Annotated in this window: 9 protein-coding genes; all 9 read left to right on the plus strand. The window is 70.2% G+C overall.

Annotation, left to right across the window (positions count from 1 at the left end; all coding sequences use genetic code 11):
- On the plus strand, nucleotides 1-2,262 hold a 2,262-nt coding region (gene dnaE, locus OOT08_RS18260), incomplete at its 5' end, for a DNA polymerase III subunit alpha (RefSeq protein WP_325094306.1).
- Nucleotides 2,263-2,305: 43 nt separating this feature from the next.
- Nucleotides 2,306-3,370: an alpha/beta hydrolase gene (locus tag OOT08_RS18265; protein WP_325094307.1), complete on the plus strand. Its 1,065-nt coding sequence runs from the start codon at nucleotides 2,306-2,308 to the stop codon at nucleotides 3,368-3,370.
- A 45-nt stretch (nucleotides 3,371-3,415) separates the two neighbouring features.
- Nucleotides 3,416-4,243, plus strand: a complete 828-nt coding sequence (gene nadE / locus OOT08_RS18270) for an ammonia-dependent NAD(+) synthetase (protein WP_325094308.1) — start codon at nucleotides 3,416-3,418, stop codon at nucleotides 4,241-4,243.
- A gap of 52 nt (nucleotides 4,244-4,295) precedes the next feature.
- On the plus strand, nucleotides 4,296-4,823 hold the full coding sequence (gene msrA / locus OOT08_RS18275) for a peptide-methionine (S)-S-oxide reductase MsrA (RefSeq protein WP_325094309.1): 528 nt from the start codon (nucleotides 4,296-4,298) through the stop codon (nucleotides 4,821-4,823).
- Between the two features lie 229 nt (nucleotides 4,824-5,052).
- Nucleotides 5,053-6,618: a class I adenylate-forming enzyme family protein gene (locus OOT08_RS18280; RefSeq protein ID WP_325094310.1), complete on the plus strand. Its 1,566-nt coding sequence runs from the start codon at nucleotides 5,053-5,055 to the stop codon at nucleotides 6,616-6,618.
- Nucleotides 6,615-8,555 carry a helix-turn-helix domain-containing protein gene (locus tag OOT08_RS18285; protein WP_325094311.1) on the plus strand — a complete coding sequence of 647 codons (1,941 nt, stop codon included), beginning with the start codon at nucleotides 6,615-6,617 and terminating at the stop codon, nucleotides 8,553-8,555. Before OOT08_RS18280 ends, OOT08_RS18285 begins: the two co-directional genes overlap by 4 nt.
- Nucleotides 8,530-9,954: an MFS transporter gene (locus tag OOT08_RS18290; protein WP_325094312.1), complete on the plus strand. Its 1,425-nt coding sequence runs from the start codon at nucleotides 8,530-8,532 to the stop codon at nucleotides 9,952-9,954. Before OOT08_RS18285 ends, OOT08_RS18290 begins: the two co-directional genes overlap by 26 nt.
- A complete protein-coding gene (locus OOT08_RS18295; protein ID WP_325094313.1) occupies nucleotides 9,951-11,141 on the plus strand; it encodes a thiolase domain-containing protein in 1,191 nt (396 codons plus the stop codon). The genes OOT08_RS18290 and OOT08_RS18295 overlap by 4 nt, the downstream gene beginning before the upstream one ends.
- Nucleotides 11,142-11,327: 186 nt before the next feature.
- Nucleotides 11,328-11,413: hypothetical protein (locus OOT08_RS19275; RefSeq protein ID WP_442916292.1), on the plus strand; the 86-nt coding region annotated here is incomplete at its 3' end.

Consider the following 11,413-nt stretch of genomic DNA (forward strand, 5'->3'; position numbering starts at 1 on the left):
ATCACCTATGTGACCGAGAAGTACGGCGACGAGCGCGTGGCCCAGATCGTGACCTACGGCACGATTAAGTCCAAACAGGCCCTGAAAGACGCCTCGCGCGTGCTCGGCTTCCCCTTCGGCATGGGGGAGAAGCTGACGAAGGCGATGCCGCCCGCGGTTATGGCGAAGGACATCCCGCTTGCCGGGATCACCGACCCGAAGCACGATCGCTACAAGGAGGCCGCCGAGTTCCGCCAGCTCATGGAGCTGGACGCCGAGGCGCGCACGGTCTACGAGACCGCGCTCGGCCTGGAGGGGCTGAAGCGGCAGTGGGGCGTGCACGCCGCCGGCGTGATCATGTCCTCTGACCCGTTGATCGACATCATCCCGATCATGAAGCGGGAGCAGGACGGGCAGATCGTCACCCAGTTCGACTACCCCACCTGCGAGGGCCTCGGCCTGATCAAGATGGACTTCCTGGGCCTGCGCAACCTCACGATCGTGACCGACGCGGTCGAGAACATCAAGCTTAACCGCGACGTGGACCTCGTGCTGGAGGATCTCACCCTCGACGACCCGAAGGCCTACGAGCTGCTCGCCCGGGGCGACACCCTCGGGGTGTTCCAGCTCGACGGCGGCCCCATGCGCGGCCTGCTGCGCCTCATGAAGCCGGACAACTTCGAGGATATCTCCGCCGTCCTCGCCCTGTACCGGCCGGGCCCGATGGGGGCCGACTCGCACACGAACTACGCGCTGCGCAAGAACGGCCTGCAGCCGATCACTCCGATCCACCCCGAGCTTGAGGAGCCCCTGCAGGAGGTGCTCGGCGGCACCTACGGCCTGATCATCTATCAGGAGCAGGTGATGTCGATCGCGCAGAAGGTCGCGAACTTCTCGCTCGGCCAGGCCGATATTCTGCGCCGCGCGATGGGCAAGAAGAAAAAGAGCGAGCTGGACAAGCAGTTCGCGGGTTTCTCGCAGGGCATGAAGGACAACGGCTTCTCCGACGCCGCGATCAAGGCGCTGTGGGACATCCTGCTGCCCTTCTCGGACTACGCCTTCAACAAGGCGCACTCCGCCGCCTACGGCGTCGTCAGCTACTGGACCGCCTTCCTCAAGCACCACTACCCGGCCGAGTACATGGCCGCGCTGCTCACCTCGGTCGGTGACTCGAAGGACAAGCTCGCGGTGTACCTGAACGAGTGCCGCCGGATGGGCATCCAGGTGCTCCCGCCGGACGTGAACAAGTCCTTCGCGAACTTCTCCGCCGTCGGCGAGGACATCAGCTTCGGGCTCGGCGCGATCCGCAACGTCGGCGAGAACGTCGTGGCGCTCATCCGGCAGGCGCGCGAGGAGAAGGGCGCGTTCACGTCCTTCCACGACTTCCTCAAGAAGGTGCCGCTCACCGTGCTGAACAAGCGCACGGTGGACTCCCTGATCAAGGCGGGAGCCTTCGACTCGGTCTCGCCCGTGCGCCGCGCGCTCGTCGAGATCCACGAGGGCGCGGTGGACTCCGCGGCCAAGGACAAGCGCGCGGAGGAGACCGGCGCGATCGGCTTCGACTTCGACTCGCTCTTCGCGGAGGTCAACGAGGAAAACGGCGGCAGCGGCGAGGAGGTGAGCCTCGTCCCGGATCGCCCCGAGTGGTCGAAGAAGGACAAGCTCGCCTTCGAGCGGGACATGCTCGGCCTGTACGTCTCGGATCACCCCCTGCGGGGCCTGGAGCTTGTGCTGGCCAAGCACGCGAGCGCGACCGTGGAGCAGGTGAACAACCCCGATGCGAACTTTGACGGGGAGACCGTCACGCTCGCCGGGCTCATCACGAGCGTGCAGCACCGCACCGCGAAGTCCGGCAACCTCTACGGCATGGTGACGATCGAGGACTTCACGGGCGAGATGACCGCGCTGTTCATGGGGAAGTCCTACCTGGAGTTCGGGCCGATGCTCGTCGCCGACTCGATCGTGTCGCTGCGCGGCAAGATCAACGCCCGCGACGACGGCATGTCCATGCACGCCTACGGGGCCAGCGCCCTGGAGACGGGGCAGCAGGAGGTCGGCGCGCCGCTGAGCATCACGGTGCCCGACCACCGGGCGACCGAGAAACTCATGGGGGAGCTGAAGGAGTCGCTGAAGCGGCACCCGGGGCAGAACGAGGTGCGCATCCGCCTGCACACGAGCACCGTGGTGCGCGTCTTCGAGCTGCCGGATCGGGTGCGCGTCTCCCCGGATCTCTTCGGCGAGCTCAAGGGGCTCCTGGGACCGCGCTGCCTGAACGAGCAGTAGCGGACCCTGGCACCCGGGACGCGATGCTGGCAGGATGACTGACGTGAGCACTGAGACGGGGGATCCGGGCGAGGCACCCGCGCCGGAGGACGCCGCGCGGGCAGCCCGCCGCGCCGCCGAGGATCTTGGCTGGCGGCCGGACGTGCTCGGCGCGCCCTTCCGGGCGAAAACCCTGCCGCTCGCGGACGACGACGAGGGGCCCTGCGTGGCGACCCTCGTCGACGCGGGCAGGCCCCCGTACTGGGCGGGCCGATTCGGCCTGGCCGCGGAGATCGACGTGCTCTACGTGCACGGCTGGAGCGACTACTTCTTCCAGACGGAGCTCGCCGAGTTCTGGCGGGAGCGCGGCGCGCGCTTTTTCGCCCTCGACCTGCGCAAGTACGGGCGGAGCCTCCGGCCCGGGCAGAGCCCCGGCTACATCACCGATCTCGGCGAGTACGACGAGGAGATCGAGGCCGCTTTGACCGAGATGGGCCACGGGCGGCACCGCCCGACGCCGAGCCCGCGCCGCCTCGTGCTCCTCGGGCACTCGACGGGGGGCCTCGTGCTGTCGCTGTTCGCGGCGCGCTTCCCCGGCCGGACGCACGCCCTCATCCTGAACAGCCCCTGGTTGGAGCTGCAGACGCGGGAGGTGGGCCGGATGGCGCTCAGCCCGCTCATCAGCACCGTTGGGCGGCTCAACCCCAAGACGAACCTGAAAAACACGGACCCCGGGTTCTACGTACAGGCGGTGTCCAAGCGTTTCCGGGGCGAGTGGGAGCTGAACGCCGAGTGGCGGCCCGATCACAGCTTCCCGATCTACGCGGCCTGGTTGCAGGCCATCGTCCGCGGCCACGAGCGGGTCTCGCGCGGGCTCGACCTGAGCCTGCCCACGCTCGTGCTGCTCGCGAAGCGCAGCGTCTTCGCGCTGAACTGGGACGACTCGATGCTCAGCAGCGACATCGTGCTCGACGTGGAGGGCATCGCCCGGCGCGCCCTTGACCTGGGGGAGCAGACCACGGTCGTCCGCGTGCCGAACGCGATGCACGACATCTTCCTCTCCCGGCTCCCGGTGCGCCAGCACGCCTACCGGCACCTGGAGCACTGGCTGCGCGGCTACCGGCGCTGAGCCGCGGGCCTGGTTCGGCGGGGCCCGCCCCGGTAGTCTGGTGGCATGCGAGAGATGCAGCGAACCATCATCGCCGAGCTGGGCTCGGTTCCCGAGATCGACCCGAGGGGCGAGATCGACGCGCGCGTTGCCTTCCTCTGCGACTACCTGCGGTCGATCCCCGGGGTTCGCGGCTTCGTGCTCGGCATCAGCGGGGGGCAGGACTCGAGCCTGGCCGGGCGGCTCGCTCAGCTCGCCGCTGAGCGCCTGCGTGCCGAGGGGCGCGAGGCGGAGTTCGTCGCGGTACGACTGCCCTACGGGGTGCAGCACGACGAGGACGACGCGGCGCTCGCCCTGAAATTCATCCTGCCCGATCGCGCCGTGACCCTGAACATTCGCGGCAGCGTCGACGGGCTCGCCGAGGAATACCGGGCGGCCGTGGGGGAGCCCATCAGCGACTTTCACAAGGGCAACGTGAAGGCGCGCGCGCGGATGATCGCCCAGTACGCGCTCGGCGGCGGGGCGGGCCTGCTCGTGATCGGCTCCGATCACGCGGCCGAGGCCGTGACCGGCTTCTACACGAAGTTCGGCGACGGCGGGGCGGACGTGCTGCCGCTGGCCGGGCTGACCAAGAACCAGGGCGCGGCGATGCTCGCGGAGCTCGGCGCGCCAGAACGGCTGTGGCAGAAGGTGCCGACCGCGGACCTCCTCGACGGGGAGCCGGGCCAGACGGACGAGTCCAGCCTCGGCGTTAGCTACGCCGACATCGACGCCTACCTGGAGGGGCGCGAGGTTGCGGACGCCGCCGCGGAGACCATCGAGCGGCACTTTTGGAAGAGCCGGCACAAGCGCCGGATGCCCGTCGCCCCTGGCGACACCTGGTGGCGCGCGTAATCCAGCGACATCCGCCGAGACCGCGCCCAGGCGGCGGGGGTACCCTGGACGCATGACGACGACATACGTGCTTGGCGGGGGTTGCTTCTGGTGCTTGGACGCGGTGTACCGCACGCTGCGTGGGGTTCGCTCGGTGGTCTCCGGCTACACGGGCGGGGAAACGCCGAACCCGAGCTACGAGCAGATCTGCACGGGGCGCACGGGACACGCCGAGGTCGTCGCGGTCACCTTCGACGAGGCCGAGATCCCGGCCGACATCATCCTGAACGTCTTCTTCACCCTGCACGACCCCACCCAGCTGAACCGGCAGGGCAATGACATCGGCACCCAGTACCGCTCTGCGATGTACTTCGCCGACGAGGCCCAGCGCGCCGATTTCGAGGCCGCCCGGCAGCGCGCCGCCGAGTGGTGGCCCGGCGAGATCGTCACCGAGATCAGCCCGCTCGGCGAGTTCTTCGAGGCGGAGGAGTACCACCAGGACTTCTTCGCGAAGAACCCGGGCCAGGGCTACTGCCTCGCGGTCGCCGTCCCGAAGGTGAACAAGGTCCGCGCGGGCTTCGCCGACTACCTGATCGACTGAGCGCCGCGGCGCTGAACCCCCGCGCTTCGCGGAGGGGAGCCGACGGCGCGCCCTCGCGTCACGCGGCGCGCCCGTGGGACCGCGCTGCCGGGGCGGGGCACCCTCCCCGGTGAAACCCGAGGACACTGGGGAGTGTCCACATCGCCCTTCCCGGGGCGCGTCAATAGATTAGAGGGAACCCAGCCCTCGAGGCAGAGGGACGTACACCGACGTACCCGGAGAATCCCCCATGCCTGACACCCACCGCACCTTTTCCGCGCTCTGGGAGCGAGCCGTCCGCGAGCACGCCGAGCGGCCCTTCCTCGTCTTCCTCGACGCCCAAGGGACCCGGAACGAGTGGAGCTACGGGAGCTTCCACGATCGGGTGGAGCGGGTCGCCGGTGCGCTGTCCCAGGCGGGGGTTCGCGCGGGGGACCCCGTGCACGTCGCGCTGAAGAACAGCCCCGCCTTTATCGCGATCTGGCTGGCCGCCGCACGGCTGGGCGCCTGGATCGTCTCGGTCGACCCCGCCTCGGCCGCCCGCGACATCGCCTCCCAGCTCAGCCGGACCGGCGCCCGGGTCGGCGTGTACGGCGCCGAACGCGCCGCCGCATACCGCGCGGGCAGCGAGGGCGCCCTGGACCGGGCGTTCGCGCTGCGCGAGGACGCCACCGACCTTCTCGACGGGGCAGCGCTGCTCGGCGCACCCGCCGCCGCTGTCCCGGTCGCCGCCGACACCCGGCTCGCGCTCATGTTCACCTCGGGCACGACCTCGGCGCCCAAGGGGGTCATCCTCACCCAGGGGAACTACCACAGCTGCGCCCGGGCCATGTCCGAGATCATCGCGCTCGGCCCGGAGGACCGCTGGTTCGTCACCCTGCCGCTGTTCCACGCGAACGCCCAGTTCTACTGCTTCAACGCGGCGATTGCCGTCGGCGGCAGCGTGGCGCTCACCTCGACCTTTTCCGCCTCCGGCTGGTTCACACAGGCCAGAGACCTCGCCGTGACCCACGCGAGCCTCTTCGCGGCGCCCATCCGGATGATCCTGGCCCGGCGCCCCGAGGACGCGCCTCGGCTCGCGCTCCGGCACCTCTGGTTCGCGCAGAGCCTCGGGGAGGAACACTTCCAGCGTTTCGCCGAGCTCATCGGAGTCGCCCCCCGACAGCTCTACGGGATGACCGAGACCCTGGCCGTGGTCACCGCGGACCTCTCCGCGCAACCGGGCCCGGATGTGATCGGCACACCGGTGCTCTCGCGGGCCGTCCGCCTACTCGACCCCGACACCGGCGCGGAGGTTGCCGAGGGCGAGCCGGGCATCATCACGGTGGCGGGGACCCGCGGCATCGACCTCTTCGAGGGTTACCTGGACGATCCGGTGAAAACCGAGGCGGCGTTCCAGGTGCGCGACGGTCGCACCTGGTTCAGCACCGGGGATCTGGCCCAGCGCACCCCCGACGGCAGCTACCGCTTCGTCGGCCGTGTGGACGACGTGATCAAGGTCTCGGGCGAGAACGTGAGCCTCACCGAGATCGAAGCCGTCCTCGCGCAGGCCCCCGGCGTCTTCGAGGTGGCCGTGCTCGCCGAGGCCGACCCGGTGCGGGACACCGTCCCCGTCGCCTACGTCGTGCCCCGGGACCCCGCCAGCCCACCCGACCTGGACGCGCTCGCCGCCTGGGCCGGAGAGCACCTCGCACCCTCGGCGCGTCCGCGCGCCTGGCACCTCATCGAGGATCTGCCCCGCACGAGCGTCGGGAAGGTCCGGCGATTCAAGCTGAGTCCGGCGCTCAGCACGACCCCGAGCGGAGGAACCCCGTGACCGAACCGCACCCGCAGGTCCCTGATACGCACACCGAGCTTCCCCTCGCGCTCCTCGAAGCGCTGGTCGCTGAGGCGAGCGCCGCCCAGCTGACCGAGCTGGCCGCGGCACGGCCGAGCGGTCCGGCGGGGGAGCGGAGCCTCGCCGCGGCGTTGGCGCTCCGGGACAGCCTCGACCACCTCCGCGCGCGGGAGCAGAGCCTCACCCAGCTCGTCAGCTCCGCGCGAGACCTGGCCGGCTTAGACGCGGTCGACACCGTGCTGCGTTCCATCGTCGCCCGGAGCCGACGGCTCCTCATGGCCGACGTCGCCTACTTCCTCCGGTTCGACCCGGAGACCGAGGGGGCAACGATGGTGGTCTCCGAGGGAATCGTCTCGGATGCCTTCGCCCGGCTCAGTGTGCAACCCCGCGAGGGCATCGCGGGGTACATCGCGAGCACCCGCAAACCCAGCTGGACCGCGGACTACCTGAGCGACCCCGTCTATCAACACAGCGGAACCATCGATGACGCGACCACCGAGGAGGGCCTCCGCGCGATCCTCGGGGTGCCCGTGCTCTTTTCGGGACGCGTCGTTGGCGTCCTCCTCGCCGCTGACCGTCGCGTGCACGACTACCGCCCGGAAGATGTGGACCTGCTGTTCTCCCTGGCGCAGCACGCCGGGATCCTCATCGAAAACGCCACCGTGCACGAGCAGGGTCGGGCTGAGGTGGAACGCCTGGAGGCCTCCCTGGAATCACACCGGGCGAGCGAGGCGGGCACCAGCTCGCTGCTCCGCTTCCAGGATCAGCTCCTCGCCCTGCTCATGTCCACCGGCACGGCCGCGGAACTCGCCAGGCTCACCCGGGAGGCCGTCGGCGGGCAGATCCTCATCACGGACCGGGCCGGGTTCCCCATCGCGGTCTCGCCGGGCCCGCTCCGCGACCCGGGCGACCCGGAGCGCGACCAGGAATCCCTCGCGCTCCTCGGGGACGCGGACACCCCCCTCGGCTGGCTGAGTCACCGACCGGAGACCCCGGAGTCCCCGGGCCTCACCCCTGACGCCGCCGGGCAGCCGGCCCTGCGTGAGCAGATCCTGAGCCGGGCGGCGACGGTTGCTGGCCTCATCCTGTCCCGGCAGCAGGCCAGCCGGACCGGGGCTCGCGAACAGGCCTCCGATTACGTCCACGCCCTCCTGCACAACCCGGAGGACGAGCACGCCCACCTGCTGCGCGCGGGGCTCGCGGTCCGCGTGGACACGCTCAGCGTGGTCCTCGCCGCCCGGGTCGAGGAACAGTCCCTCCGCGGCCCGCTCATCCGTGCCGCCCAGGACGCGGCCGAGCGCCGGGGCGGACTCGGCACCGCGATCACGGACGGCGCGCTGCTCTGGCTGCCCGGAACCGACCTGAGCGGCTCCGCCCGCGACGTCGCCCAGCACCTCAGCCAGGCGCTCGGCAGCCCCGTGACGGTCGGGGCCGTCGCGCTGAGCCAGCCGCCGCAGCGCTTAGCCCCGGCGCTCGCCGCGGCGCAGGACACGGCCCGCGCCCTCGTCGCGCTCGGCCGGAGCGGGGAGGGCGTCACCCGGACCGAGATCGCCCCGCTGCCGAGCATCCTCGCGCGGAGTACCCCGGAAGAACTCGCCGACTTCGTCTCCGATGTGCTTGGCGCGATCATCGACTACGACGACGCCCACGGCACCGAACTGCTCAGCACCCTCCGCGTGGTCTACGACCACGGGGGTAACGTCACGACCGCGGCCCCCGCCCTGTTCGTGCACGCGAACACCGTGCACCAGCGCCTCAGCAGAATCGACACCCTCACCTCCGAAAACTGGCGTGACAGTGACGTCACGATGCGACGCCAACTCGCCCTCCGGGTGCGAGCGCTCGCCGCGAGCAGCCAGTCTCGGACCCAGCCCAGAAAGGCAGCCTCACATGTCCAACTCCCTCCGCAGCACTGACGCCGCGACCCGGTCCGGCGGCGCCCCCGTCCCACCCCAGGACCCGGCTGGTCGGCGCCGAGCCTTCCTCGGGGCCACCACCGGCCACCTCATCGAGTGGTACGACTACGGGATTTACGGCTTCCTGGCCGTCTACATCGGCACGGCGTTCTTTGACAGCGACGACCCCGCGATCAACCTGCTCAGCAGCTTCGCCGTCTTCGCCCTCAGCTTTTTTGTCCGCCCGCTCGGCGGCCTGTTCTTCGGCCCGCTCGCCGACAAGATTGGCCGCAAGCAGACCCTGCTGATCGTGCTCGTCCTCATGGCCGGCTCAACCTTCGCGATCGGCCTGCTCCCCACCAGCCAGAGCATCGGCTGGCTTGCCCCGGTCCTGCTGATCCTCATCCGGTGCGTGCAGGGCTTCTCCGCGGGCGGTGAGATCGGGACGATTACGAGCTTCATCGCCGAATACGCTGGTCCCGGGCGCCGCGGCTACTCGACGAGTTGGCTCATGGTCACCGCGGTGCTCGGCCTCGTCCTGGGCGGGCTCGTCGCCAACTCCCTGATTTTCCTGCTCGGCTCGGAGGCCATGCACAACGGTGGCTGGCGGATTCCGTTCCTCGTCGCCGGTCCCCTCGGGCTCATCGCGCTCTACATTCGGATGAAGCTTGAGGACAGCCCCGAGTTCCGCCAGCTTGTCCTGCAGGGCACCACCTCGAAGACCCCGCTTCGCGAGGTCATGCACTGGAAGCGCTCGATGGCCCTCGTGTTTTTCATCATTGCGCTGCACAGCTCCATGTTCTACCTCGTCCTCACCTACGCCTCGACGTTCTTTGCGAACACCCTGAGCTTCGACTCGGGGACGACCCTGCTCGCCGTGTTCAGCGGGAGCGTGCTCTCGGCCATCGTGATGCCCCTCGGCGGCACCTTCACGGATCGGTACGGCCGGAAGCCGTTCCTGCTGGTCATCGGGATCCTCGGCACCGGAGCGCTCTACTGGTTCTTCCAGGCGGCCCTCGTGGGCACCCCGGCGGCGGTGATCCCGCCGTTTCTCGCGGTCGCGATCCTGTTCGGGCTCTACGCCTCATCGACCTACGCCCTGATGACGGAACTGCTGCCCACGCATATCCGCTCCACCGGGATCGCCGTGGCATACAACCTCCCCGTGGCCATTTTCGGCGGGAGCGCCCCGATGATCGCAACCGGCCTCATCAACGCGACCGGGGACATCTCCTCGCCCTGGCTGTTTTTCGTCGGCACCGGCATCGCCTCGATCATCGCGCTGCTCATCCTCCGCCCGAGCGATTTCCACCGCAGCTCCGATGCGAGCGAGCGCGCGCTCACCGGGCAGGTCCAGGTCGTCCCCGAGCGCGGCCGCGCCCGCCGGACCGCCGCGGCCCGGAACGGGGCCGGGCGATGACCCGCGCGGCGAGCCACGCCCGCCCCCTCATCACGGGCTGGGGCCACTCGGTGTTCGGGAAGCATCCCGAAACGTCCCTGGCGGGGCTCATCGCGCCGGTGGTGCGGGACGCCCTCGACCGCTCCGGGGTCGATCCGAGCGACATCGACGAGGTGTACCTGGGCCACTTCAACTCCGGGCTGCTGCCGCTCGGTTTCCCCTCCTCGCTCGTGCTCGAGGGCGAACCCGAGCTGTGGGGGGTGCCCGCCACCCGGGTCGAGAACGCCTGCGCCTCCGGCTCCGCGGCGGTCCACCAGGGCCTGCGCGCAATCCGTTCCGGCGACGCCCGGCACGTCCTCGTCGTCGGGGCCGAAAAAATGACCCACGCCCCGGCCGCCCAGGTGGGTGCGGCGCTCCTCGGCGCGGACGGCGACGTCGCGGGCCACCCCTCCACGACCGGATTCGCTGGGCGCTTCGCCGAGGTCGCCGAGGAGTATCAGCATCGGCACGGCCCCATCGAGGACGACCTGGCCCGGATCGCGGCCAAGAGCCACCGCAACGCGGTGCGGAACCCCTATGCCCAGCTCCGGAAAGACCTGGGCGAGGAATTCTGCGGCACCGTCTCCGAGCGAAACCCCACGGTTGCCGGGATCCTGCGCCGAACCGACTGTTCCCCGGTCTCGGACGGCGCCGCCGCCCTCGTGCTCTCCGCGGAGCCCTCGGGGACGGCAGCGACCGAGCCCGTCGTGGTGAGCGGCTGGGGGCAGGCCAACGACTTCCTGCCCGCGGCCAAACGGGACCCCCTCGCCTTCGCCGCGACCGAGCTCGCCATCACCCGGGCCCTGGACCGGGCCGGGGTCACCCGCGCACAGCTCGATCTCGCCGAAGTCCACGACTGCTTCACGATCGCCGAGCTGATCCTCTACGAACTCCTCGGCCTCACCCCGCGCGGCGAGGGGAGGCGTGCGATCCGCGAGGGCTGGGTCACCCCCGACGGGGTGCTCCCCGTCAACGTCTCTGGCGGCCTGAAATCCAAAGGACACCCGGTGGGCGCCACCGGGGTGTCCCAGCACGTCATCGCGGCGATGCAGCTCACCGGCACCGCGGGGGAGATGCAACTGCCCCGAGCGCACACCGCCCTCGTGCAGAACATGGGCGGACTCGGCATCGCGAACTACGCGAGCGTGCTCACCGCCGGGACGGGGTGAGCCCAGCACACCGAAACGCGCATCCGCGAATTCTGCACAGCCTGACGCTCCGCCACCACCCGAGCGCGCCCCTCCGGAACACTCGGAGGAACCGCGGCGCCGCGCGGCACACCCCGCACCGGCGCCGCACGCGAACCGTGGCACACCGCCGCACGCGAACCGTGGCACACAGTGGAGGAGCACAGCATGAGCGAACAGATCACCCTACTCGGCCGGGTTGCACACCCGCCCCGCTTCCTGAAAACCGCGGAGGGGCTCGCCGTGTGCTCCTT

Source organism: Leucobacter sp. M11 (assembly GCF_035726885.1).
Taxonomy (GTDB): Bacteria; Actinomycetota; Actinomycetes; order Actinomycetales; family Microbacteriaceae; genus JAPFRB01.

What these genes read in the sequence shown, in the direction of transcription:
- nadE (WP_325094308.1), top strand. Translation starts at nt 3,416, where the DNA reads ATGCGAGAGATGCAGCGAACCATCATCGCCGAGCTGGGCTCGGTTCCC.
- msrA (WP_325094309.1), top strand. Translation starts at nt 4,296, where the DNA reads ATGACGACGACATACGTGCTTGGCGGGGGTTGCTTCTGGTGCTTGGAC.
- OOT08_RS18280 (WP_325094310.1), top strand. Translation starts at nt 5,053, where the DNA reads ATGCCTGACACCCACCGCACCTTTTCCGCGCTCTGGGAGCGAGCCGTC.
- OOT08_RS18290 (WP_325094312.1), top strand. Translation starts at nt 8,530, where the DNA reads ATGTCCAACTCCCTCCGCAGCACTGACGCCGCGACCCGGTCCGGCGGC.
- OOT08_RS18295 (WP_325094313.1), top strand. Translation starts at nt 9,951, where the DNA reads ATGACCCGCGCGGCGAGCCACGCCCGCCCCCTCATCACGGGCTGGGGC.